This window comes from Streptomyces sp. NBC_01166, from assembly GCF_045039765.1.
Taxonomy (GTDB): domain Bacteria; phylum Actinomycetota; class Actinomycetes; order Streptomycetales; family Streptomycetaceae; genus Streptomyces.
This window is the reverse complement of record NZ_CP108613.1, coordinates 2,912,042-2,936,974: the sequence shown is the minus strand read 5'-3', so window position 1 is coordinate 2,936,974 and position 24,933 is coordinate 2,912,042. Positions and strand designations below refer to the sequence as shown.

Genomic DNA, 24,933 nt, shown 5'->3' with positions numbered 1-24,933 from the left:
CTTCTCAGCCCTTTACTCCGGTGAGGGTGACGCCTTCGACGAAGGCCTTCTGTGCGAAGAAGAACACGATGATGACCGGCGCCATGACGAGCAGGGTCGCGGCCATCGTCAGGTTCCAGTTGACCGCGTGGGCGCTCTTGAAGGACTCCAGGCCGTAGCTCAGGGTCCAGGCGCCCGGGTTCTGCGCGGCGTAGATCTGCGGTCCGAAGTAGTCGTTCCAGCAGTAGAAGAACTGGAAGAGCGCGATGGCCGCGATGCCGGGCTTGGCCATCGGCACGACGATCTTGAGGAGCGTGCGGAACTCACCGCATCCGTCGACCTTCGCCGACTCGATGTACTCCTGCGGAATGGTGAGCAGGAACTGCCGCAGCAGGAAGATCGAGTAGGCGTCGCCGAACGCCATGGGGATGATCAGCGGCCACAGCGAGCCCGACAGGTGGAACTGCTGGGCCCACACCAGGTACATCGGGATGATGATGACCTGCGGCGGAAGCATCATCGTGGAGATGACGAGGATCATCGCCGTACGCCGGCCGCGGAAGCGGAACTTGGCCAGCGCGTAGGCGACCGGCACCGACGAGCACACCGTGAACACCGTGCCCAGGAGCGCGTACATCAGCGAGTTGCGCCACCAGCTGAGGAATCCCGGGGTGTGGAAGACCGTCGAGTAGTTCGACCAGTTCCAGGAGTCGGGCCACAGATCGCCGCTCATCGCCTGGTCGTCGCTCATCACCGAGGTGAGGAGGACGAAGACGAACGGCAGGACGAAGAACAGGGCGAGCGCGACGGCCACGGAGTGGACCGCGATCCAGTTCAGGATGCGCTTACGGCGGTGCCTGGCGGCGTCGGGGCCGCTCGGGCGGCGCGCCACGGCGGTGTCCGGCCTGGTCAGGGTGGTGGTGGTCATCTCAGTCCTCCGCCGGGATGAGGCCGACGCTCTTGCGCATCAGCAGAAGGGTGACGGTCATGGCGATGGCGAAGAGCACGAGCGAGAGGACGCACGCGGCCCCGGTGTTGAAGTTCTGGAAGCCCATCGAGTAGACGAGCTGCGGCACCGTCAGGGTGGAGTGGTCCGGGTAGCCGGGCTGGATCACGGTGCCGGGGCCGATGGAGACGCCGGAGGCGAGCTTCCCCGCGACGAGGGCCTGCGTGTAGTACTGCATCGTCTGCACGACGCCCGTGACGACGGCGAACAGCACGATCGGCGTGATGGCGGGCCAGGTGACGTAGCGGAACTTCGCCCAGGATCCCGCGCCGTCCAGGTCCGCGGCCTCGTACTGCTCCTTCGGCACGTCCAGCAGCGAGGCCATGAAGATGACCATCAGGTCGCCGATGCCCCACAGGGAGAGCAGCACCAGCGAGGGCTTCGACCAGTTCGGGTCGTTGAACCAGCTCGGGCCGTGCAGGCCGATCCACGAGAGGACCTCGTTGACCGGTCCGGTGGACGGGTTGAGCAGGAAGACGAAGGCGACCGTGGCCGCGACCGGCGGTGCCAGGTACGGGATGTAGAAGGCCGTGCGGAACAGCCCGACCCCCGTCTTGATCTTCGTGATCAGCAGGCCGATACCGAGACCGAACACCACGCGCAGCGCGACCATCACCACGACCAGCCACAGCGTGTTCCACAGGGCCGGGCCGAACAGCGGCATCTGCTCCAGCACGTACTTCCAGTTCTTCAGCCCGACGAAGGTCGGCGCCTTGATCTGGTTGTAGTGCATGAACGAGAAGTAGACGGTGGCGATCAGCGGGTAGCCGAAGAAGACCGAGAAGCCGACCAGCCAGGGCGAGAGGAACCCCAGGGTGCGCAGCCGCTCGCGGTTCCGCTTGCGCCGCAGTGGGGAGTTGCGGGGGGCCGGTTCGGTCCCCTGTCCGGCGGACTTCGCCGGGGTGGAGAGGGAAAGTGCCATGACTCGGCTCCTCAGTTTTCCGACTGGAGGTTGTCGGCGTCGATCTGCTCGTCGAGTTCCTTCAAGGCCCGGTGCAGGTCCTTGGTCCGGCCCGCTTCGACGGACTGCGAGAAGTCGCGGAACGAGGTGATGTACTGACCGCCGTTGTTCGAGGGCGGGACGGCCTGGCTGTGCGGGTTCTGCGCGATCTTGATGAAGGCGCGGAAGGCCGGGTCGGCGTCCAGGTCGGGCGACTCGAGCGCGTCGAAGGTGGACGGCACGTTGTGGATCGCGTTGGCGAAGTGGACGACCGCCCCGGTGTCGGTCGTCAGGTACTTCACCAGCTCCCACGCCGCGTTCTGGTGCCGGCTGCTGTGCGCGATGCCGGCGACGGTGCCCGTCAGATAGCCGCGCCCGTAGGTGTCGGCCTGGTCGTCGGGGACCGGCAGAGGGGCGACCCCCCAGTCGAACTTCGCCTTGGCCTCGTCGAGCATCAGGCCGCGCCACTCGCCGTCCAGGTGCATGGCGAGCTTTCCGGTCAGGAAGCCGTTCTGGGACGACATCTCGTCACCGAAGGTCGCGCGCAGCCGCTCCATGGCCTTGTAGCCGCCCTGCGCGTCGGAGATCCCGCGCATGGTGGTGAAGAACTGCTCGGTCCTGGGCTCGTCGGCGAGCTTCGCCTTGCCCTCGCCGTCGAAGTACTCGGGGCCCCACTGCGCGAACATCCGGTCGGGGGAGTTCTGGTAGAGCTGGAAGTTCGGCATGAAGCCGGCGCGCTCGAGCGAGCCGTCCTTCTTCTTCCGCGTCAGCTTGACCGCGTCGGCCTTCATCTCGGACATGGTGCGAGGAGGCCGGCTGATGCCCGCCTCCTCGAAGGCGTCCTTGTTGTAGTACATGCCGAACGCGTCGGCGAGCAGGGGCGTCGCGCACTGGACGCCCTCGTACCGCGTGTAGTCCAGCAGGGTCTTCGGGAAGACCTTCGCCTTGTCGATCCCGCTCTTCTTCAGGAAGGGGTCGAGATCCGCCCACATGCCGGAGGAGCAGTACTGGCCGACGTTGTTGGTGGTGAACGAGGTGACGACGTCGGGTGCGTCGCCGCCGCCGGCCCGCAGCGCCTGGTTGATCGTCTCGTCGCTGACGTTGCCGGTGGAGACGACGTCGATGTTGGGGTGGAGCTTCTCGAACCGGGCGATGTTCTCGTTGATCGCCTTGACCTCGCCGGGCGCCGACCAGCCGTGCCAGAACTTCAGCGTGACCGGTTTCGTGGGGTCGTCGGTGTTGCTGCCGGTGCTCGGATTCGCGCAGCCGGACAGCAGCAGGGCCGCTGCGCCGAGCGCCAGGGGCACGCGGGTACGAATGCGCCGTAGCGCCATGGCGGACTTCCTTCGCGGGGGAGAGGGGACGGGCGGTGAAGCGTGGAGGTACGGCTCGGAACCGCGGCGCGCAGGAGCTCACCGGGCAAGGGGGTGCCGTACGGACCACCGGGCACGGGCGGTACGGCGGGTCGTCGGAAGGGGTCAGGCGGTGTCGAAGGTGCTGTCGCGCGCCTGGGCGAGGGCGGTGCGCAGTGCGCCGGTCAGTATCGGGTCGCCCTCGATGTCGCTGATGCGGAGCAGCGGCCTGGGCAGTGCCAGTCCGGTCATCTCGGCCTCGACCCGCCTGCGCAGGTCGTCCCCGCCGGCCTGGGCCACGGAGCCGGAGAGCACGACCAGCTCCGGGTCGACCACGGCGACCACGGAGGCGAGGCCGGTGGCGAGTCTGCGGGCGACCTCGGCGGACACGGCCTCGTCGGCGAGGGCTTCGGCCAGCGGCCTGCCTCCGGCCAGATCGCGTACGGCGGGGGAGGAGACCTGGCTCTGGAAGCCGCCCCCCGCGTCGGGACCCGCCCAGTCGGCGGCGCCGCCCCGGGCGAGCGGGGCGCCGGGCAGCGGCATGTAGCCGATCTCCCCCGCGCCGCCGGTGGCGCCGCGCAGGAGGGTGCCGCCCAGCACGATCGCGGCGCCCACGCCCTCGTCGACCCAGGCGAGCACGAAGTGGTCGTGGTCCTGCGCGGCACCCTCGTACTGCTCGGCGACGGCGGCGAGATTCACGTCGTTCTCGATGACGACCGGCCTGCCGACCACCTCGGCGAGGTCGGCGAGCAGGGTGCGGGAGTGCCAGCCGGGCAGATGGGGCGCGTAGCGCAGCTGCCCGGTGTGCGGGTCGATCGCGCCCGGAGTGCCCACCACCACGGCGGCGAGGTCGTCGTGGCCGAGACCGGTCGGCCGCAGGGCCCCGTCCACGGCCTCGGCGACGAGCTGGGCGGTGCGGTGCCGTACGTCCTCCGCGACCGCCTCGGCCTCCACACGGCAGGAGCCGACCACCGCGCCGGTGATGTCGGCGATCACGGCGTCGATCCCGGTGGGCCCGACGGAGAGCGCCGCCACGTGGGCCGAGGCCGGGTCGATCTCGTAGAGCACGGCGTTCGGTCCGGGGCGCCCGCTCTGGCTGCCCGTCGAGCGGACGAGGCCCGCCTCCTCCAGACGCGCCAGCAGCTGGGAGGCGGTGGGCTTGGAGAGCCCGGTCAGCTCGCCGATGCGCGTGCGGGTGAGGGGCCCCTGGGTGACGAGGAGATCGAGCGCCGCCCGGTCGTTCATGGCACGCAGAACGCTGGGGGTGCCTGGGGTGGTTCCGGCCATGAGCGACGCGCCTGCCTCTGTTAGGAAACTTTCCTATCGGTGAGAGGAAGGTATGGCGGCGTCACCGGGGCGTCAATGGGAAGCGCCCCCGAGGCAACCAAAGCGTTACCTGCGGGGGCGCTGCGCGCACCGGACGTCCGTAGCCGGTTACTTCGTGAGGTTGGCGGGCGGTATCGGGGTCGCCGCCAGGGACTGCGGGGACGTCGCCGACGCGTACGCCGAGGGGGCCGCCACGGCCGCGGTCGGGTCGGCGGCTGCCTCCCCGTCCGTCTGGAGCGGGATGGTGCCGATCATCATGATCCCGGCGGCGTCCAGGGCCTGCTTGATGCGCCAGCGCAGCTCGCGCTCGACGCCCAGCGACTTGCCGGGCATGGTCTTCGCCGTGACCCGCAGGGTCATCGAGTCGAGCAGCACCGCGTCCAGGCCGAGGACCTCCACCGGGCCCCACAGCCGCTCCGACCAGGGCTCTTCCTTGGTCATGGTCTCGCCGGCGCCGGCGATCGCCTTGCGGACCGACTCCAGGTCCTCCGTCGGGCGGACCGTGACGTCGATACCGGCCGTGGACCAGCCCTGGCTGAGGTTGCCGATCCGCTTCACCTCGCCGTTGCGCACGTACCAGATCTCGCCGTTGTCGCCCCGCAGCTTGGTGACCCGCAGACCGACCTCGATCACCTCGCCGGAGGCCACACCCGCGTCGATCTGGTCCCCGACGCCGTACTGGTCCTCCAGGATCATGAAGACGCCGGAGAGGAAGTCGGTGACGAGGTTGCGCGCGCCGAAGCCCAGTGCCACACCGGCGACTCCCGCGGAGGCCAGCAAGGGGGCCAGATTGATCTGGAAGGCACCCAGGATCATCAGGGCCGCGGTGCCGAGGATCAGGAACGACGTCACCGAGCGGAGTACGGAGCCGATGGCCTCGGAGCGCTGGCGGCGGCGTTCCGCGTTGACCAGCAGGCCGCCGAGGGCCGTGCCCTCCACCGCCTGGGCGCTGCGGTTCATCCGGTCGATGAGGTTGGTCAGGGCGCGCCGGATCAGGTAGCGCAGCACGATCGCGATGGCGGCGATGAGGATGATCCGGAGGCCGGTGTTCAGCCAGGTGGACCAGTTCTCCTCGACCCAGCCTGCGGCGTTCCCGGCCCGCTCGGCGGCTTCGTCCAGCGAGCCCGCGGCCCCGGGGGACGGAGCCGCGGCCAGGAGGGCGGACAGGGACACGACGGGGACCTCCATATGGGGCGACAGCAGACCAACCACACTAACGAAGGCGGGGGGCCGGTTCGTTGCCGTCGAGGGGGGAGAGACACGTCTCACCCGGGGTCACGAGGGGTGTGGCCGATTCCACAGGGGGCCCGCGGCCCCGTTCAAACACCTGTTCCGATGTGCCCGGGGCGTGCGTACGGCCGAACGGTGAGAAAAATCCCTCCGGCCCGTTACCCGCACGTGGTGGCGCTCGGACCAGGCATGAGGAGAGACTGAGATCGGATCGTCCCGGCGCGAGCCACGCGTCGCCGGCGTACAAGGAGGCATCCACCGTGCCGCACGTCCTGGTTCTCAACGCTTCGTACGAGCCGCTCGGCGTCGTACCTCTCCGCCGCGCGCTCGTCCTCGTCCTCGAGAACAAGGCCATCTGCCTCGAGGAGTCCGGCGCCTTCATGCACAGTGCCACCCGTGCCGTGCCGGCGCCCAGCGTGGTCCGCCTCAAGCGGTTCGTGCGGGTCCCGTACCGGGGGCCCGTCCCGCTCACACGCCGGGCGCTCTTCGCGAGGGACGGTGGCCGCTGCATGTACTGCGGGGCCGCCGCGACCAGCGTCGACCACGTCATCCCGCGCAGCCGCGGCGGGCAGCACGCCTGGGACAACGTGGTGGCGGCCTGCCGCCGCTGCAACCACGTCAAGGCGGACCGCCATCTGCCGGAGCTCGGCTGGCGGCTGCGCCACCAGCCGGCGCCGCCCAGCGGTCTCGCCTGGCGGATCATCGGGACCGGGCACCGGGACCCGCGCTGGCTGCCCTATCTGCAGCCGTTCGGCGCGGACGACGTGATGGCCCGGATCGACGGCGTTTCCGCCTGAGGAACCGGGCCATCGACGTATCGGAGGCGCCGCGTCACCCGGCCGGGTGAGCGCGGTGACGGCCCGGCGGGCGCGGCCGGGCAACGGTGTGGGACGCCCTTGCCGCGAGGGAAGGCGCGGCCGAGTGGCTGAAAACGGCCCATACCTGACGCGCCGGGGAACGAAGTGTGACCTACGGCACGTTGGAATCGTTGTCATAACGCGTATGTCACGTCCACGTCTGCTCCCGCGCCCGCTGGGTAGGTCTGCTGTGTCCTGTTGTCCACGGCCAGGAGGCCAACATGCCTGCTTCTGCGCAGCTTCTGCTCCCCGCCCTCTCCAAACAGGTGCCTAGCCCCATGGGTTCCGATCCGCCGGCGGGCAAGAAGTCCCCGACCTTCACCGCCCCTCCGATGATCAGTGAGCTGCCGCTCGCCGATGTCTCCCACCTGATCGGTGAACCCGCGTCCGCCGACAGCGCCCCGCTCCTCAGCGAACCCCCGCTCACCAGCGAGCCTCCGCTCGCCGACGCCACACCCCTCACGAGCGAGCCACCGCTCGCCGCCGTCGCCCCTCTGACCAGCGAGCCGACAGCACCCGGCACCGCAGGGGGCATGGAGTCCCCAGGAGTCTGAATGGGCTTGTCCCGGCTCGCCGCACTGCACGGCGTCGCCACCTCCTTCTCCCCGTCCGCGGATGTCACGGTGTCCGTCCCCGACGACACGGTCACGGCCGTGCTCGCCGCCCTGGGCGTCGACGCCGACACTCCCGCGGAGGTACGGAGATCACTCACCGCAGCCGAATCGGCAGCGGCCTCCCGACTGCTCCCGCCGACGGTGGTGGCCTGGTCGGGAGAGCCGCTGCCGGCCGCGCTCACCGCGCTGCCGCCCGGCGCGCTCCTGACGGTCGCCCCCGAGCCGGGCGCCACCGACACACGGTCGCCCCTGCGCATGCGGGTGCTCCCCGCCCCCGCCCCCGACGCGAACACACCGACGACGCCCACCTGGTGGACCGAACCGCCCCTGGGCGTCCACCGGCTGACCGTCCGTACCGCGGACCGCCGCTACGCCACCGCCACGCTCGTCGTCGCTCCGGACCGCGTACCCCAGCCGCCCGCCGGCACGCACGGATTCCTCGTCCAGCTCTACTCGATGCTGTCCGCCCATTCCTGGGGCATGGGTGACCTCTCGGACCTGGCCGACCTCGCCGCCTGGGCGGGGCGGACCCTGGGCAGTGACTTCGTCCAGGTCAACCCGCTGCACGCAGCCGTACCGGGCAGCCCGACCGACCCGTCCCCGTACCGCCCCTCCTCCCGCCGCTTCCCCGACCCCGTGCATCTGCACATCGAGTCGATCCCGGAGTACGGCCACGTCGCCGAGCCCGGCAGGGCGGCCCTGGACGACCTGCGCCAGGAGGCCGCGGCCCTGCGCGAGGCCGTGCTGAACAAGGGCGCGCTGATCGACCGGGACGCCGTCTGGGCGCTCAAGAAGCAGGCCCTGGAGATCGTCCACGAGGTCCCCCTGACCCCTGGCCGCCGCGCCGCCTACTGCGACTTCCTCGCCGGGCAGGGACAGGCCCTGGAGGACCACGCCCTGTGGTGCGCCCTGGCAGAGGTGCACGGCCCCCTGTGGCGTGCCTGGCCCGAAGGGCTGCGGGACCCCCGCTCCCCGCAGAGCGCCCGCGCCCGCACCGAACTGCTGGACCGGGTCGACTTCCACTGCCGGCTCGCCTGGCTCACCGACACCCAGCTCGCCACGGCCCAGAGCGCCGCACGGGAGTCCGGGATGACCGTCGGGATCGTCCACGACCTCGCGGTCGGCGTCCACCCCGACGGCGCCGACACCTGGGCCCAGCAGGACGCCTACGCGCACGGCATGTCCGTCGGCGCGCCCCCCGACGCCTTCAACGCCCACGGCCAGGACTGGGGGCTTCCCCCCTGGCGCCCCGACGCCCTCGCGGCGTCCGGCTACGCCCCCTACCGCGACCTCCTGCGCGGCCTCCTCGCCCACGCCGGGGCGCTGCGCATCGACCACGTCATGGGCCTCTTCCGGCTCTGGTGGGTGCCCGAGGGGCGCCCGCCCACCGAGGGCGCCTACGTCAGCCAGGACGCCGAGGCGATGCTCGCCGTCCTGGTCCTGGAGGCGCACCGGGCCGGTGCCGTCGTCATAGGGGAGGACCTCGGCACCGTCGAGCCCGGCGTACGCGAGGCGCTCGCCCGGCGCGGGGTGCTCGGCACCTCCGTGCTCTGGTTCGAGCGCGACTGGGACGGCACGGGGCGCCCGCTGGCCCCCGAGAAGTGGCGCGAGGACTGCGTGGCCACGGCGACCACCCACGATCTGCCGTCCACCGCCGCCCGCCTGACCGGTGATCATGTGACGCTCCGGCACCGGCTGGGGCTGCTCACCCGGAGCCTGGAGCAGGAGCTGGCCGAGGACGCCGCCGACACCGCCGAGTGGCTGGCCTACCTGGCCCGGCTCCGGCTGCTGCCCGAGGGCGACGGCGACGAGGAGGCGGCCGTCCGCGCCGTACACCGCTTCCTGCGGCGCACCCCCGCCCGGATGGCCGGGGTCTGGCTCCCGGACACCGTGGGCGACCGCCGGCCGCAGAACCTCCCCGGGACCTGGGACCAGTACCCCAACTGGCGCCTGCCCATCGCCGACGCGGAGGGCCACCCCGTCACGCTGGAGGAGATCACCGCCTCGCCCCGGCTGCACCGGCTCATGGCCGTCCTGACGGATGGCCACGAGTCCCGTACGGCACCCCCGGGCGCGCGCCCCTCGTAGGCGTTCGCTACGTTTGCACCGTGGACAAGAAGAACGCTATGCGCGCCGGCGCCGTCGCGGCCGGTACGACGCTGATGATGCTGCTCATGTCGTCCCCGGCGCTCGCGCTGACCCGCGACGACGGTGACGACCCGGGCCCGGGGCTGAACGTGCTGGAGACCCTCGGCCTCTACGTCGCACTCCCGATCGTCCTGTTCCTGGTGATCGCGGGACTCGTCATGGTCCTCGACAAGTCCAAGAAGCAGGCCTAGCTCTTCCGAGTGCGCCGCCCGGTACGACGTACCGCGCGGCGCATCGGCATGTCCGGGCGACGGGTAGGTTTCGGCCATGACCGAGTGGGACGTCAAGAAGCTCCGCATCCTGCGCACCCTGCGTGACCGGGGCACGGTCACCGCCACGGCCGAAGCGCTTCTCATGACCCCGTCGGCCGTCTCGCAGCAGCTCACCAACCTCTCCAGGCAGCTCGGCGTACCGCTGCTGGAGGCACAGGGCCGCCGCGTCCGGCTCACCGACGCCGCCCATCTCGTGCTGCGCCATGCCGAGGCCGTCTTCGCCCAGTTGGAGCGGGCAGACGCCGAGCTGACCGGCTACCTGCGGGGAGAGGCGGGCCAGGTGCGGGTCGGTGCCTTCTCGACCGCCGTTCCCGCCCTCGTCGTACCGGCCGTGCGGCTGCTGGAGGCCGGGGACCGGCCCGGCCCCCAGGTGCGCGTACGGGAGGCGGAGGCGGCCCAGGCGTACGAGCTGCTGTCGGCCGGCGAGGTGGACCTGGCGCTGTCCCTGGCGGCACACGCCCCCACGGCCCGGGACCCCCGCTTCGCCCTGCTGCCGCTCCTCGCCGACCCGCTGGACGTGGCGCTGCCCGCCGGTCACCGCCTTGCCGGGGTGCCCGCCCTGCGGCTGGCCGACCTCTCCCGGGAGGCCTGGATCTTCGGCGGGTCCGGCCCGTGGTCGGAGATCACCACCGCCGCGTGCGAGGCCGCGGGATTCGTCCCCGAGCAGGCCCACAGCGCGGCCGGCTGGACGGCGATCCTGGCCATGGTCCGAGCCGGCATGGGCGTCGCTCTGGTCCCCCGGATGGTGTCGGCCTCCGACCGGCCGCGCGACGGCGTGGTGATGCGGGTCCTGGGGGAGGACCGGCCCTACCGCCATGTCGTCGCGGCGGTGCGGCAGGGGGCGGAGCGCGGGCCGGCGGTCGCGCGGGTGCTGGGGGCGCTCCAGCGGGCGGCGGAGCGGATCGTCCAGCAGAACGTTCAGAAGAACTGAAAGAACCGTGCGAAAACTTTCGATGGACCTGATCGGTGTCGCGGCAGCACAGTGGGGGCATGCCCACCGACAAGATCCAGACGGAGCCCCATTCCACCGACCCGCACGCCAACGACGCGGCCCCCTACGGCGGCGGCGACCCCTACGCCGACTACCGGACCGGTGACTTCCCCTTCACCGAACTGGTCGACCTCGCGGACCGTCGCCTCGGCGCGGGGGTGATCGCGGCCAACGACGAGTTCTTCGCCGAGCGCGAGAACCTCCTGATCCGCGAACCCGCCGTCTTCGACCCCGAGCGCTTCGGCCACAAGGGCAAGATCATGGACGGCTGGGAGACCCGCCGCCGCCGGGGCGTGGACGCGGACCACCCCTTCCCCGCCCCCGAGGACCACGACTGGGCGATCGTCCGGCTGGGCACACCCGGAATCATCCGCGGCATCGTCGTCGACACCGCACACTTCCGCGGCAACTACCCGCAGCGCGTCTCCGTCCAGGCGACGGCCGTGGAAGGCGCCCCCGGGCCGGAGGAGCTCCTCGCCGACGACGTGAAGTGGGAGGAGCTCGTCCCGCCGACCCCCGTACGCGGCCACGCGGCCAACGGCTTCGAGGTCACGGGCGGCCGCCGCTACACCCACCTGCGGATCTGCCAGCACCCCGACGGCGGCATCGCCCGCCTCCGCGTCCACGGCGAGGTCGTCCCCGACCCGGCCTGGCTCGCGGCGCTGGGCACGATCGACCTGATCTCGATCCTGAACGGCGGCATGTACGAGGACGCCTCGGACCGCTTCTACTCGTCGCCGGCGCAGATCATCCTGCCCGGCACCTCCCGCAAGATGGACGACGGCTGGGAGAACCGCCGCCGCCGGGTCCGCGGCACGAACGACTGGGTGCGCTTCCGGCTGCCCGCCCAGGGCGCGGTGCGCGCCGTCGAGATCGACACCGCCTATCTCAAGGGGAACGCGGCCGGCTGGATCGGCCTCCAGGGCCGCGACGGCGAGAGCGGCGAGTGGTTCGAGATCCTCCCGCGCACCCGGCTCCAGCCCGACACCCTGCACCGCTTCGTCCTCGACACCGAGGCCGTGGTCACCCACGTACGCCTGGACGCCTACCCCGACGGGGGCGTGGCCAGGATGCGCCTCCACGGCTCGCCGACGGAGGCGGGCACGGCCGAACTGGCCCGCCGCTACGAGCAGTCCAGGGGCTGACGCCCGGACGCCCACAACTCCCGCCCGGCGGACGGCTGCGCATCAGGCGCCCGTCCGCCGGGCGGTTCTCATTCGGGCAGCGGCGCGAGGGCCCCTCGGGGGAGGATGTCCGGCAACGAGCGAGAACCGGCGGCGTCAACACCGAAAGGGCGGCCCATGCTGCGCGTCAAGGCCTTCGACCATCTGGTGCTCAATGTGCGGGACGTCGAGCGGGCGCTGGAGTTCTACTGCGGGCCTCTCGGCCTGGAGCCGGTCCGGGTGGACGAGTGGCGCTCCGGCGAGGTCCCGTTCCCCTCGGTACGGGTCAGCCCGACCACCATCATCGACCTGCTCAGCGGTCCCCGCGGCGAGTCCAACGTGGACCACATCTGCCTGGTCGTCGAGCCCCTGGACTGGCAGCAGGTCATCGACTCCGGTGTCTTCACCGTGCTCGACGGCCCGGGGGAGCGGTTCGGCGCCCGGGGCCGGGCGCAGTCGGTCTACGTACAGGATCCGGACGGCAACACCGTCGAGCTGCGCTGGTATCCGCAGGACGCGGAGGAGCGCCGGGCCGAGGAACCGCTCACCTAGCCGGTACGGAAGGGGGCGCCTCCCGGCGGAGACGCCCCCTCGCTGTGCGGGTCCCGCTACGCGGTGGCCGCCGCCGCGTCCGCGGCCTGGGCCTTCAGCGCACGCTCCACGCCCGACCGGGACTCCGACATCAGCCGGCGCAGGGCCGCGCTCGGCTGCGCCGACTCCAGCCAGGCGTCCGTGGCGTCCAGGGTCTCCTGCGAGACCTGGAGGGACGGGTACAGGCCGACCGCGATCTGCTGGGCCATCTCGTGGCTGCGCGAGTCCCAGACGTCCTTGACCGCCGCGAAGAACCTCTCCGTGTACGGAGCCAGCAGCTCACGCTGCTCGGTCTGGACGAAGCCGCCGATGACCGACTCCTGCAGGGAGTTCGGCAGCTTGTCCGACTCGACGACCGACGCCCACGCCTCGGCCTTCGCCTCCTCGGTGGGCTGGGCAGCGCGTGCGGACGCCGCGTGGCGCTCACCCGCGGCCGTCCTGTCACGCTCGTACTCGGCGGCGATCTCCTCCTCGTCGATGAGGCCCGTCGCGGCCAGGCGCTGCACGAACGCCCAGCGCAGCTCCGTGTCGACGGCCAGACCCTCGATCTCCTGGGTGCCGTCCAGCAGCGACTGCAGCACGTCCAGGTGGAGCGGGCTGCGCGCCGTCGCGGCGAAGGCGCGGGCCCACGCCAGCTGGTGGTCACTGGCCGGCTCCGCCGCGCGCAGGTGCGCGAGCGTCGCCTCGGTCCACTGGTTCAGACCCGCCTCGCGCCACTCCGGGGCGGCGTAGAGGTCCAGGGCCAGCTTCACCTGGCGGTGCAGCGACTGCACGACGCCGATGTCCGTCTCCTTGCCGATGCCGGAGAGGACCAGCGCCAGGTAGTCGCGCGTCGCCAGCTCGCCGTCGCGCGTCATGTCCCAGGCCGAGGCCCAGCTCAGGGCGCGGGGCAGGGACTCGGCGAAGTCACCCAGGTGCGCGGTGACGACCCGCAGCGACTCCTCGTCGAGGCGGACCTTCGCGTACGACAGGTCGTCGTCGTTGAGCAGGACGACCGCCGGGCGCGCCGTGCCGGACGGGAACGGCACGGTGGTGCGCTCACCGTCGACGTCCAGCTCGATCCGGTCCGTGCGGACCAGCTTCCCGGCCGCGTCGAGGTCGTAGCAGCCGATGGCGATCCGGTGCGGGCGCAGTGTGGGCTCGCCCTTCGCCCCTGCGGGGAGCGCGGGGGCCTCCTGGAGGACGGTGAACGAGGTGACGTGGCCGTTCTCGTCGGTCTCGATCTCCGGACGCAGGATGTTGATGCCGGCCGTCTCCAGCCACGCCTTCGACCAGGTCTTCAGGTCACGGCCGGAGGTCTCCTCCAGTGCGCCCAGCAGGTCCGACAGACGCGTGTTCCCGAAGGCGTGCGCCTTGAAGTACGCCTGGACACCCTGGAAGAACGCGTCCTTGCCGACGTACGCCACGAGCTGCTTCAGGACCGAGGCGCCCTTCGCGTACGTGATCCCGTCGAAGTTCACCAGGACGTCGTCGAGGTCCTGGATGTCCGCCATGATCGGGTGCGTCGAGGGCAGCTGGTCCTGGCGGTAGGCCCACGTCTTCATGGAGTTGGCGAACGTGGTCCAGGAGTGCGGCCACTTCGAGCCCGCGGCGTCCGCCTGGCACGCGATGGAGGTGTACGTGGCGAACGACTCGTTCAGCCACAGGTCGTTCCACCACTCCATGGTGACCAGGTCGCCGAACCACATGTGGGCCAGCTCGTGGAGGATGGTCTCGGCGCGCGTCTCGTACGCCGCGTCGGTGACCTTCGAACGGAACACGTACTGGTCGCGGATGGTGACCGCGCCCGCGTTCTCCATCGCGCCGGCGTTGAACTCCGGTACGAAGAGCTGGTCGTACTTGGCGAAGGGGTACGCGTAGTCGAACTTCTCCTGGAACCACTCGAAGCCCTGCCGGGTGACCGCGAAGATCTCGTCCGCGTCGAGGTACTCGGCGAGCGACGGCCGGCAGTAGATGCCGAGCGGCACCGACTGGCCGTCCTTCTCGTAGCTGCTGTGCACCGCGTGGTACGGGCCGGCGATCAGGGCCGTGATGTACGTGGAGATGCGCGGCGTCGGCTCGAAGGACCAGACGTCGCCCTCGGGTTCCGGGGTCGGCGAGTTGGAGATCACGGTCCACCCGGACGGAGCCTTCACGGTGAACCGGAAGGTCGCCTTGAGGTCGGGCTGCTCGAAGCTGGCGAACACCCTGCGGGCATCAGGCACCTCGAACTGGGTGTACAGATAGGCCTGTTCGTCCACCGGGTCGACGAACCGGTGCAGGCCCTCGCCGGTGTTCGTGTACGAGCAGTCGGCGACGACCTTCAGCTCGTTGGCGCCGGCCCGGAGATGCTTCAGCGCGATCCGGGAGTCCCGGAACACGGCGGCGATGTCCAGGTCCTTGCCGTTCAGCACGATGTCGTGCACGGCCGGCGCGACCAGGTCGATGAAGGTCTCCGCACCGGCCTCGGCGGAGTCGAAGCGCACGGTGGTGACGGACCGGTAGGTGCCGCCCTCCTGCGCGCCGGAGAGGTCGAGATCGATCTCGTACGCGTCCACGGTCAGCAGGCGCGCCCGCTCCTGTGCCTCTTCGCGGGTCAGATTCGTGCCAGGCACGCGGTCATCTCCTTGATATGCGACGTTTTTGGTCATCCTTCCACGTGGGGCAGGCGCAGCGCGATGTCCGTTTTCCGCCGGACCGGCGCAGGCATCCGGGCCACCCTCGGACCATGACCATCTACGAGGCACGGGCCATCGGGCCCGGGACCCTGAAAGAGCTCCGCACAGCCGACGACGCCGGACGCCCCTGCGTCCCGTACACGGCCGTGGAAGGCGGCGACCCCCTGCGCTGCTGCCTGCGCGGCGCCGAGCCGGGGGAGCGGATCGCCCTGGTCTCCTACGCGCCGCTGCGGCGCTGGGCGGCCGAGACCTGGGCGCGCCCGGGGGCGTACGACGAGCAGGGGCCGGTGTTCATCCACGCCGACGACTGCGAGGGCCCGTCGGATGACCGGGCCGGCTACCCGTTCTCGCGGGCAGGCGCCCTGCGCACGGTCCGGCGCTACAACGCGGAGGGCGAGATCGTGGGCGGCCGGCTGCTGGAGATCCCGGCCGACGAGGAGAGGGGGTACGGCGAGGCGTTCGCAGAAGCCTTCGCGGACCCGGAGGTGGCGCTGGTGCACGTGCGGGCCGTGGAGTACGGGTGCTTCCACTTCGAGGTGCGGGCCGGTCGGCCGCAACGGTAGGACTCCGGTAGCCAACATCTTCCTACTCGCGGTAGCATGGGTGGCATGAAGATCAGTGTGAGCTTGCCGCAGGAGGATGTCGCCTTCGTCGACGAGTACGCAGCGAAGACCGAGGCGGATTCAAGGTCGGCGGTCATACACGCCGCCATCGAGTTGCTGCGCGCCTCCAACCTGGAGGCCGACTACGAGGCGGCTTTCGCGGAGTGGGACGCGAGTGAGGATGCCACGTTCTGGGACCAGTTCTCCGGGGATGGGTTGACCGATGAAGCGCGGTGAGATCTACCTGGTCGAGTACGAACCGGTGCGAGGCAGTGAAGCGAACAATGCCCGCCCCTCGGTGATCGTCTCGAACGACGGCGCGAACGCCGTGGTGGACCGGACCGGGCGGGGCGTGGTCACGGTGGTGCCGCTGACCTCCAACACTTCCCGGGTCTATCCCTTCCAGGTGTTGTTGCAGGCGGATGAGTCCGGTCTGCCCAAGGACTCCAAAGTGCAGTGCGAGCAGGTGCGTGCCATGGCTCATGAGCGGTTCCTCCGGCGCGTCGGCACCGTGCCGCGTCAGCGCATGGGTGAGATCGACGCCGCCCTGCGTAGGCACCTCGCGCTCTGAGGCGGGCAGGAGCACGCGAAAGGACGGCCGCCGGAAACCGGTGGCCGCCCTTTACGGGAGTGAAGGGGCTCAGCCCTTGAGCTCCGCCGCCACCAGCTCCGCGATCTGGACCGCGTTCAGCGCGGCGCCCTTGCGCAGGTTGTCGTTGGAGACGAACAGCGCGAGGCCGTGCTCGACGGTCTCGTCGGCCCGGATGCGGCCCACGTAGGAGGCGTCCTTGCCGGCCGCCTGGAGCGGGGTGGGGATCTCCGAGAGCTCCACGCCCTCGGCGTCCTTCAGCAGCTCGTAGGCGCGCTCGACGCTGATCGGGCGGGCGAAACGGGCGTTGATCTGGAGGGAGTGGCCCGAGAAGACCGGGACCCGGACGCAGGTGCCGGATACCTTGAGCTCCGGGATCTCCAGGATCTTGCGGGACTCGTTGCGGAGCTTCTGCTCCTCGTCCGTCTCGAAGGAACCGTCGTCCACGATCGAGCCGGCGAGCGGCAGCACGTTGAAGGCGATCGGACGCTTGTAGACGCCCGGCTCAGGGAAGTCGACCGCGTCGCCGTCGTGCGTCAGCTTGTCCGCGTCGGCGACGACCTTGGACGCCTGGCCGTGCAGCTCCGCGACACCGGCGACACCGGAGCCGGACACCGCCTGGTACGTGGCGACGGTCAGCGCGTCGAGCTGCGCTTCCTGGTGCAGGGGACGCAGCACGGGCATGGCGGCCATCGTGGTGCAGTTCGGGTTGGCGATGATGCCCTTGGGCCGGTTCTTGATCGCGTGCGCGTTGACCTCGGAGACCACCAGCGGGACCTCGGGGTCCTTGCGCCAGGCGGAGGAGTTGTCGATCACGACGGCACCCTGGGAGGCGACCTTCTCGGCCAGCGCCTTCGAGGTCGCGCCGCCCGCGGAGAACAGCACGATGTCCAGCCCGGTGTAGTCCGCCGTGGAGGCGTCCTCCACGGTGATGTCCGTGCCCTCGTACGCGAGGGTGGAGCCCGCGGAACGCGCGGAGGCGAAGAGCCGCAGCTCGGCGACGGGGAACTTCCGCTCGGCCAGGATCCTGCGCATGACTGTGCCGACCTGACCGGTGGCGCCGACGATTCCGACCTTCACTGGGACTCCCTCACGGATGTGCGAACGGGCACGGTTGCCGGTCCATGATGCTTATGTCCATGGCCCCCATGTCCAATCCATTGTCCGGCAGGCGGACAGGCCGCGCGCAGCACTGTGGGGCGGGTGCCCTTGCGAGCCCCCGCCCCACGGTGTTCCGGTGTCGTGCGGATCACACCGTCGCTACGGCTACGGCGTGACCTTCTCGATCACGACGCTGCCGGTGCCCGCCGCGGTGCCGCGGGCGTTCACCAGCTGGACCTCGCCGAAGAACTGCCGGCCCTCGGGAGCCGCTCCGGCGACCACGACCTCGGCCCCGACCTGGGCGGACGCGCCGTTGGCCAGGTTCACGGCCTTGGACTCGTCGACCTTGATCTCGCCGAGCGACGGCGCGTAGTACACGTCGCGGTAGTCGTACTCGGTGGTCCCGGCCGGGACCGAGTAACCCTCGATGACGATGGTGTACGTACCGGCCGCCGGCTTCACCAGGCTGACCGATTCCTCCGAACCGGCCGACGTGGAGGCACCGACCTCGGTCGTGCCCTTGAGGACACGCAGGTCGATGTCGGCGTTGGCGTCCGAGGTGTTCCCGATGGCGACGTCCAGCTTCTCGACGCCCTCACCGATGGTGACCGTCTTGGTGTACTTGCCACCCGTGGCGATCGACGGCCGCTCGACGTCGGCCGAGCCCAGCGAGCCGCCCTTCAGGGAGCCCTCCAGGTCGCCCGCGTTGTTGGTGACCGTCCAGTCCACCGCGGCCGGGGTGCCGATCTTCGCCTCGGCGATGGTCTGCACCGCCGGGTCGAAGGTGGCGCCGAGCAGCGAGACATCCAGCTTGTACGGGTTGTCCAGCAGCGGCGACGTACGGCGGGACTCGACCTCGATCTCCCAGACGCCGGGCTGCGGGTCCTTGTAGGAGCGCGTGTCCGGGCGGCAGGTGTTGGCCGGGTTCTCGTAGTTCGGGTAGCAGTAGACCGTGGAGCTGTCCTCCACCGCGACCCCGTAGGGGTGCAGGGAGATGAACCGCGTCTGGCTGCCCGAGCGCAGGGCGCTCAGCGCGACCTCGAGGGTCTCGGCGCCCTCGGGGACGTTCACGAAGTACGACGTGGTGCCGTTGCGCTGCACCGAGCCGGTCGTCGAGAACGCGTAGCCCGGCTTCACCAGGTCCTTGGCGACGACCACCGTGGAGAGGATCTGCTGGTCCACGCCGGTGGTCTTCGCGTCGTCCACCACGAGGATCCCGCTGTGGACGCCCGCCGTGCGGGGCTTCGCCTGGACCTTGACGGTCACCGGCTTGCCGAGCGGCAGCGAGACGGTGCTCGAACCGGTCAGCGAGAAGGTGCCGTCGTTGTTCTTCCAGGACAGCTTGTGCTTCACGGCCTTGTCCGGGCCCGTGGTGCGGGTGACGGTGACGTCGTACGACTTCTTCTGGCCGGCCTTCAGGCCGCCCTCACGGTCGTACAGGCCGGTGCCGAAGCCCGGGGTCTTCAGCGCGAAGTCGATCGCGGTGTCGACCGGGGCCTTCACGGCGTACTCGTGCGCCGCGGCGCCCTTCTTCTCGATCTGCTTCCAGGCGCCGACGATGTTGATCAGCCCGGAACCTTGGGCGTGCGCGGGCACACCGTCGATGTGGGTGGCGGTGCTGGTCAGAGCGGTCCGCAGGTCGGCCGGAGGCAGCTCGATGTTCTTCTGCTTCGCGGCGGACAGCAGCAGCGCGGTCGCACCGGCGGCCTGCGGCGAGGACATCGAGGTGCCCTGCAGCATGGAGTAGCCGGCGGGGAGCGAGTAGCCCGCCTCCTTGACCGGACCGCCGGGGAACCAGGTCTGGGTGGTGTTGATGGACGCACCCGGCGCCGTCAGGATCGGCGCGAAGCCGCCGTCCTCACGCGGACCGCGCGAGGAGAAGGGCAGCATGTCGTACTTCTTGGTGACGTTCGAACCGTAGTTGGCCGCCCAGGTCTCCTTGGAGATGGACGCGCCGACCGAGATGACGTGGTCGGCGAGGCCGGGGTCACCGATGGTGTTGACGCCCGGGCCGTCGTTGCCGGCCGAGATGACCAGCTGGACGCCGTAGATGTCGATGAGCCGCTTGTAGAGCTCGGCGCGCGCGTTGTTGCCGTCGTTGAGGGGCGGCAGGCCGCCGATCGACATGTTGACGACGTCGACACCGCGGTTGACGACGAGGTCGATCATGCCCTCGGTCAGCGCGATGTTGGTGCAGCCGCCGGACCAGGTGCAGGCACGCGAGGAGACGACCTTGGCGCCGGGCGCCGCGCCGTTCATCTTGCCGCCGAACAGGCCGTTGGCCGCGGTGATGCCCGCGACGTGCGTGCCGTGCTCGCTCTCGATGACGCCGATGTTGACGAAGTCGGCCTTGGCGCCGGCCGCGTTGTAGACGACATCCTTGCGGGTCTCGACGACGAACGGGATGCGCTCGACGATCTGCGTCGCCGGGTTGTCCGTGCCGAAGTAGGCGACCTGGTGCTTGTCCTTGTACGGCTTGAGCACGGCGTCGTTGCGGAAGTCGGCGTCGCTGTTCAGGTCCACGCGGGCGGTGCCGGCCACGGGGTCGTAGAGCACGCCCCACTCGTCGGTGGTGTCACCGTCACGGTTGAGGTCGCCCGCCATGTCGCCGCCACGGGTGGCGGACTCCTTGAACACCTTGAAGCCGTACGAGCCCACCGGTGCGGAGTACGTGGTGCCGCCGCTCGTGAACGTCGGGCCGGACACGGCCTGGTCCATCCGCAGCCAGGTGCCGTCGCCGTCGCTGACGGGGTCGGTCGCCGTCACCCAGTCGACGATCTTGCGCTCGCCGGTGGTGGTCTTCTGGAGCGCGGGGTGGCCGAGGTCGACACCGGAGTCCAGGACGCCGATGGTGATCCCGCGACCGTCGGCCTTCGGGTGCTGCTTGACGAAGTCGACCGCCCCCGTCTCGAAGGACGGGTTGTACGGGTTCTTCGCCGGCGTGTTCTTGCCGGGCGCCGGGTAACTTCCCGTGGACTTCGTCTGCTTCGCGCCGGCGGCCCGGTCGCCCGAGGGCGTCGGGTCGTCGAGCTTGATCTCCTGCTTGAGATCGATGCCCTGGACCGACGACAGCTTCTGCGCCGCCTTGATGGTGGCCTCGGCGGTCGCGGTCGGCACCGTCGCCCGGACATAGCCGAGCTTGTCGTACGTCTGCCCCAGCACGGACCCCTTGACGGCGTCCAGCTGGTCGGCGACCTTCTCGGTCGCACCAGGGGTGGTGGCGACCATCATCGTGATGTTCTTCTCGCCCTTGGCCTCGGCCTTCGCCAGCACATCGGCGTCGGCCTCGCCCAGCTTGTCGCCGTTCGCACTCGCGGCGGCGGGCTTCACGGGGGAAGCCGCCGGGTCGTCGGCGGCGAAGACCGGCGCGGCGCCGGAGGCGGCCAGCGCGGCCGCCAGACCGGCTGCGGCCGCTATGCGTGCCGCGCGTCTCGCCCCGGGTATGGAGCTGGGGGATTCCTTGGTCATCAGCATCCCTGTTTTGTGAAAGAAAGAGAGAGTCCGGAATTCGGTACCCGATGACCGCTCAGCCTTTCGTAAATGACAGGGGTTTGTGGAGAGTTGGCGTGGACGAGAAAGTGACATGGCGTAGATCCGCCACCGGAGCCATTGCGCCACCGGCCCGGGCTCACCGGGGCAGGACCACCACGTAGGCGGCCGGTTCACGGTCCTCGGCCGCCATCATCGCCGTACGCAGCACCACCGACAGCTGCTCCGTCGAGTCACGCAGCTGCTTCGGGGTCACCCGCACCACCGTCACCCCGAGGCGCTCCAGGTGTTCCCGCTCCGCGGCGAAGGCGACATGCTCCTCCCGGGGCGAGCGGGTGCCCAGTTCGAGCGCGACCGCCTGATCCGGCCAGTACGCGTCCACCCCTCCCAGGAAGCTGCCGCCCGGCAGCGACAGTTCCACGTTCCAGAGCGGCTGGGGCAGACGGTGGGCGCGCACCATCTCGTACAGCCGGCTCTCCGCCATCGCCCGGCCCTCGACGAGCAGCGCGTCCACGGCGTCCACCACGTGCGCGCGGCCCAGCAGCTTGGCGTCGTTCAGCTCCCGTACGACGGACGCCGGTTCGCAGTACCCGCCACGCACCGCCTCCGTCAGGATCCGGCGCACCGTCGAGGCGTCCGCGAGCGAGGCCACCGCGTCCGCGAGCGCCCGCTCCACCGGAGCCAGCGGCACTCCGAGCCGGCGCTGCGGCCGGGGCAGGACGGTGGCCCTGGTGACCTGGACGAAGCGGGTGGAGCGCAGCCTCCTGGTGCGCGGCACCAGCACGTCGATCCGGTGCAGCGCGATCACCGGGGGAGCCGACGTGAAGCCGTACAGCGCCAGCGCCGCCAGGCCCGTCACCATGGCCTCGCCGTAGCCGGGCCCCGACCGGTCCGGCTCGGTCCGGCGGGCGCCGGCCGGGGGCCGCCCGGCGTACAGGAGGGCGCCGCGCACCCGGTCGTCGTTCGTGGGCGGTCCCGGGTGCAGGAGGTACACGCCGGGGAGCAGCTGCTGCCACGGACCGCCGGGCAGGCACTGGGCCGCGGTCCGCGCGGCGGTCACTCCCTGGGAGCGCAGCTGCGCGGCGGACTGCACGCGGTGGGTCACTTCATGGACGGGGCGGGAGGAGAGTGGGGTGTTCCGGTTCATGCCGGGGAGGTTCCCGCAGCCTCGCGCCGCGATAACCCGTGTTACACGCCCGTCGACATTCCAGGACAACGCCGTCCTAAAGTACGGCAGTTCGAATGCCGAAAAGGGTGGTCACGACGGGGATTGTGCGGCGCACGCCCCACACACGTGTGCGGGGCGCGCGCCGGAATCTCACGCCGCCGCGTCGCGCTCCTGACCCCGCAGCGCCCGTGCCAGATCGTCCCGCGCCTCCAGGACCAGCCGCCGGAGCGCCGGTGCCGCGTCCGAGTGCGAGGCCAGCCACGCGTCCGTCGCGGTGAGGGTCGCCGGGTCGTCCTGCAGCCCGGGGAACAGGCCCTTGACCACGTCCATGCCGATCTGGATGGAGCGGTCGGCCCAGACCCGCTCGATCGCCTCGAAGTACGAGGCCGTGTACGGCGCCAGCAGCTCCCGCTGCGACGGCTGCCCGAAGCCCGCGATCGTCGCGCCGACGAGAGCGTTGGACAGCTTGTCCGACTCCACGACCGTCGCCCACGCCTGCGCCTTGACCGCCGCCGAGGGGCGGGAGGCCAGGCACCGCACGTGGTGCCGCTTGCCGGACGCCGTGTCGTCCCGGACGAGTTCGGCGTCAACGGCGGCCTCGTCGGCCTTGCCGTGCGAGGCCAGCGGAGACAGGAACGCCCACCGCAGCTCCTGGTCGACGTCCAGGCCGTCGATCACGGCCGAACCGTCGAGCAGTTCGCCCAGCAGCCGGAAGTCCGCGTCCGACGCGGCGACGGCGGCGAAGAACCGCGCCCACGTCAGCTGGTGCTCGCTGCCCGGCTCCGCGCGCCGCAGCTCCGCCAGCGCGCCCTCGGCCAGGGCCCGGCCGCCCTCCTCACGCCAGGCCGGCGCGGCGTAGTGCACCAGTGCCGACTGTGCCCAGGCGTGCAGCATCTGGAGGACACCGATGTCGCTCTCCCGGCCGGCATGCGCCAGCACCAGGGCGACGAAGTCCCGTGCCGGAAGCAGCGCGTCCCGCGTCAGGTTCCACAGCGCGGACCAGCACAGCGCCCGCGCCAGGGGGTCGGTGATGTCACCGAGGTGCTCACGCAGGGTCGCCAGGGACCCCTCGTCGAAGCGGACCTTGCAGTACGTGAGGTCGTCGTCGTTGACCAGGACCAGGTCGGGCCTCTCGCTCCCGGCCAGCTCCGCGACCACGGTCCGCTCGCCGGCGACATCGGTCTCCGCGCGGGCGTACCGCACCAGCGTGCCCTCCGGGGAGAGCCGGTAGAGGCCCACCGCGACCCGGTGGGGCCGCAGCTCCGGGTGGGAGGCGGCGGCCTCCTGGGTCACGGAGAGCTCCGCGATCCGGCCTTCCCCGTCGTACGTCACGGCCGGCGTCAGGACGTTGACCCCCGCCGTCTGCAGCCACGCGCGCGACCAGGCACTCATGTCGCGCCCGGACGTCTCGGCCAGCACCGAGAGCAGGTCGCCCAGCTGCGTGTTGCCGTACGCGTGCTGCTTGAAGTAGCGGCGCGCCCCCTCCAGGAACGCGTCCCGTCCGACGTAGGCCACGAGCTGCTTGAGCACCGACGCGCCCTTGGCGTACGTGATGCCGTCGAAGTTCAGCTTGGCGTCCTCCAGGTCACGGATGTCGGCCGTGATCGGGTGCGTGGACGGCAGCTGGTCGGCGCGGTAGGCCCATGCCTTGCGGTTGTTGGCGAAGGTGATCCAGCCGTTGGCGAAGCGGGTCGCCTCGACCATCGAGAACGTCCCCATGAAGTCGGCGAAGGACTCCTTCAGCCACAGGTCGTCCCACCACTGCATGGTGACCAGGTCGCCGAACCACATGTGGGCCATCTCGTGCAGGATGACGTTGGCGCGGCGCTCGTAGGAGGCCGAGGTGACCTTTCCGCGGTAGATGTACTCCTCGCGGAAGGTGACGAGGCCCGGGTTCTCCATCGCGCCGAGGTTGTACTCCGGCACGAACGCCTGGTCGTACTTCCCGAAGGGGTACGGGTAGTCGAAGTTGTCGTGGAAGAAGTCCAGGCCCTGCTTGGTGATCAGGAAGACGTCGTTGGCGTCGAAGTAGCGCGCGAGACCCTTGCGGCACATCGCGCCGAGCGGGATCTCCAGCTTCGAACCGTCGTCGAACGTACGGGTGTAGAGGTCGCTCACGTAGTGGTAGGGCCCGGCCACGACCACCGTGATGTACGTCGAGATCGGCAGCGTCTCCGCGAACCGGTGGACCTCCCCCTCCTGCGACTCCTCGGCACCGTTGCTCCAGACCCGCCAGCCCTCGGGCGCCGTCACCTCGAAGCGGTAGGGCGCCTTGAGGTCCGGCTGCTCGAAGTTGGCGAAGACACGCCGCGCGTCCGCCGGCTCGTACTGCGTGTAGAGGTAGACCTCGCCGTCCTCCGGGTCGACGAAGCGGTGCATGCCCTCGCCGGTCCGGCTGTACGCGCACCGCGCGTCGACCACCAGGACGTTCTCGCCCTCGGCGAGGTCCTCCAGAGCGATACGGACGCCGTCGAAGACGGCCGCGGGGTCGAGGTCCTTGCCGTTCAGGCTCACCGCGTCCACGGACGGGGCGATCAGGTCGGCGAAGGTCGAGGCCCCCGCACGGCCGGCGCGGAAGCGGATCGTGGTCTGCGAGCGGAAGGTGCGCGGACCGGCGTCGTCGCCCCCGTCGGGCTCACCGACGGCGGAGCGGAGGTCGAGGGCGACCTCGTAACCGTCGACGGTCAGCAGCTCGGCCCTCTCGCGGGCCTCGTCGCGGGACAGGTTCTCACCGGGCACGGAACACTCCTTTGTGTCTCGATCGAAGACCTTTGATCCTCCCATGCGGCCTCCGGCGCCCGCGCGCGGGAATGGCGCGAGGGCCCCGTGGTGTTCCGGCTCACAGGTGCAGAACCGAC

Annotated in this window: 20 protein-coding genes; 10 read left to right on the top strand and 10 right to left on the bottom strand. The window is 70.7% G+C overall.

Going from position 1 to position 24,933, the window contains the following annotated elements; all coding sequences use genetic code 11:
- Positions 1-4: 4 nt before the first annotated feature.
- The 5 genes from OG379_RS13605 to OG379_RS13585 form a co-directional block, all read right to left on the bottom strand.
- Positions 5-907, bottom strand: coding sequence for a carbohydrate ABC transporter permease (locus OG379_RS13605; RefSeq protein ID WP_405662440.1), 903 nt, complete (start codon positions 905-907; stop codon positions 5-7).
- A 1-nt stretch (position 908) separates the two neighbouring features.
- Positions 909-1,907 carry a carbohydrate ABC transporter permease gene (locus tag OG379_RS13600; RefSeq protein WP_405662437.1) on the bottom strand — a complete coding sequence of 333 codons (999 nt, stop codon included), beginning with the start codon at positions 1,905-1,907 and terminating at the stop codon, positions 909-911.
- Between the two features lie 11 nt (positions 1,908-1,918).
- The gene (locus tag OG379_RS13595; protein ID WP_405662435.1) at positions 1,919-3,259 is read right to left on the bottom strand and encodes an ABC transporter substrate-binding protein; all 1,341 of its coding nucleotides are present in this window, start codon (positions 3,257-3,259) and stop codon (positions 1,919-1,921) included.
- A 144-nt stretch (positions 3,260-3,403) separates the two neighbouring features.
- Positions 3,404-4,564, bottom strand: coding sequence for an ROK family transcriptional regulator (locus OG379_RS13590; RefSeq protein ID WP_405662432.1), 1,161 nt, complete (start codon positions 4,562-4,564; stop codon positions 3,404-3,406).
- Positions 4,565-4,711: 147 nt separating this feature from the next.
- Positions 4,712-5,776 carry a mechanosensitive ion channel family protein gene (locus tag OG379_RS13585; RefSeq protein ID WP_104791669.1) on the bottom strand — a complete coding sequence of 355 codons (1,065 nt, stop codon included), beginning with the start codon at positions 5,774-5,776 and terminating at the stop codon, positions 4,712-4,714.
- 317 nt (positions 5,777-6,093) lie between these two features.
- Between OG379_RS13585 and OG379_RS13580 the strand changes: the two genes are divergently transcribed.
- From OG379_RS13580 to OG379_RS13550, 7 genes are all read left to right on the top strand, one after another.
- The gene (locus OG379_RS13580) at positions 6,094-6,630 is read left to right on the top strand and encodes an HNH endonuclease (RefSeq protein ID WP_104785722.1); all 537 of its coding nucleotides are present in this window, start codon (positions 6,094-6,096) and stop codon (positions 6,628-6,630) included.
- Positions 6,631-6,911: 281 nt separating this feature from the next.
- A complete protein-coding gene (locus tag OG379_RS13575) occupies positions 6,912-7,244 on the top strand; it encodes a hypothetical protein (RefSeq protein ID WP_405662430.1) in 333 nt (110 codons plus the stop codon).
- Positions 7,245-9,392: a 4-alpha-glucanotransferase gene (malQ, locus tag OG379_RS13570; RefSeq protein WP_405662427.1), complete on the top strand. Its 2,148-nt coding sequence runs from the start codon at positions 7,245-7,247 to the stop codon at positions 9,390-9,392.
- A 38-nt stretch (positions 9,393-9,430) separates the two neighbouring features.
- A complete protein-coding gene (locus OG379_RS13565; protein WP_015577166.1) occupies positions 9,431-9,643 on the top strand; it encodes a hypothetical protein in 213 nt (70 codons plus the stop codon).
- Between the two features lie 76 nt (positions 9,644-9,719).
- Positions 9,720-10,655, top strand: coding sequence for a LysR substrate-binding domain-containing protein (locus OG379_RS13560; protein WP_405662425.1), 936 nt, complete (start codon positions 9,720-9,722; stop codon positions 10,653-10,655).
- A 59-nt stretch (positions 10,656-10,714) separates the two neighbouring features.
- Positions 10,715-11,860: an allantoicase gene (gene alc, locus OG379_RS13555; protein WP_405662422.1), complete on the top strand. Its 1,146-nt coding sequence runs from the start codon at positions 10,715-10,717 to the stop codon at positions 11,858-11,860.
- 156 nt (positions 11,861-12,016) lie between these two features.
- Complete coding sequence (locus tag OG379_RS13550) at positions 12,017-12,430, top strand: VOC family protein (RefSeq protein WP_405662420.1); 414 nt, start codon at positions 12,017-12,019, stop codon at positions 12,428-12,430.
- Positions 12,431-12,486: 56 nt separating this feature from the next.
- On the opposite strand, the gene pepN (OG379_RS13545) is transcribed toward OG379_RS13550, so the two are convergent.
- Positions 12,487-15,063, bottom strand: coding sequence for an aminopeptidase N (gene pepN, locus OG379_RS13545; RefSeq protein ID WP_405662417.1), 2,577 nt, complete (start codon positions 15,061-15,063; stop codon positions 12,487-12,489).
- Positions 15,064-15,176: 113 nt separating this feature from the next.
- Here pepN (OG379_RS13545) and OG379_RS13540 point away from each other — a divergent pair, with 113 nt between their 5' ends.
- The 3 genes from OG379_RS13540 to OG379_RS13530 are packed head-to-tail and all read left to right on the top strand — an operon-like array spanning position 15,177 to position 16,299.
- Positions 15,177-15,689, top strand: coding sequence for a DUF1203 domain-containing protein (locus OG379_RS13540; protein WP_405662415.1), 513 nt, complete (start codon positions 15,177-15,179; stop codon positions 15,687-15,689).
- Positions 15,690-15,734: 45 nt separating this feature from the next.
- The gene (locus OG379_RS13535; protein ID WP_393759347.1) at positions 15,735-15,965 is read left to right on the top strand and encodes a type II toxin-antitoxin system ParD family antitoxin; all 231 of its coding nucleotides are present in this window, start codon (positions 15,735-15,737) and stop codon (positions 15,963-15,965) included.
- On the top strand, positions 15,952-16,299 hold the full coding sequence (locus OG379_RS13530) for a type II toxin-antitoxin system PemK/MazF family toxin (RefSeq protein WP_405662413.1): 348 nt from the start codon (positions 15,952-15,954) through the stop codon (positions 16,297-16,299). Before OG379_RS13535 ends, OG379_RS13530 begins: the two co-directional genes overlap by 14 nt.
- A gap of 69 nt (positions 16,300-16,368) precedes the next feature.
- On the opposite strand, the gene OG379_RS13525 is transcribed toward OG379_RS13530, so the two are convergent.
- The 4 genes from OG379_RS13525 to pepN (OG379_RS13510) form a co-directional block, all read right to left on the bottom strand.
- On the bottom strand, positions 16,369-17,397 hold the full coding sequence (locus tag OG379_RS13525; protein WP_393759351.1) for an aspartate-semialdehyde dehydrogenase: 1,029 nt from the start codon (positions 17,395-17,397) through the stop codon (positions 16,369-16,371).
- A 186-nt stretch (positions 17,398-17,583) separates the two neighbouring features.
- A complete protein-coding gene (locus tag OG379_RS13520; RefSeq protein ID WP_405662410.1) occupies positions 17,584-20,892 on the bottom strand; it encodes a S8 family serine peptidase in 3,309 nt (1,102 codons plus the stop codon).
- Positions 20,893-21,046: 154 nt separating this feature from the next.
- Entirely contained in the window at positions 21,047-22,054 is a 1,008-nt protein-coding gene (locus tag OG379_RS13515; protein ID WP_405662408.1) for a hypothetical protein, read from the bottom strand.
- A gap of 171 nt (positions 22,055-22,225) precedes the next feature.
- Positions 22,226-24,814, bottom strand: a complete 2,589-nt coding sequence (gene pepN, locus OG379_RS13510; RefSeq protein ID WP_405662406.1) for an aminopeptidase N — start codon at positions 24,812-24,814, stop codon at positions 22,226-22,228.
- Between the last annotated feature and the right edge of the window lie 119 nt (positions 24,815-24,933).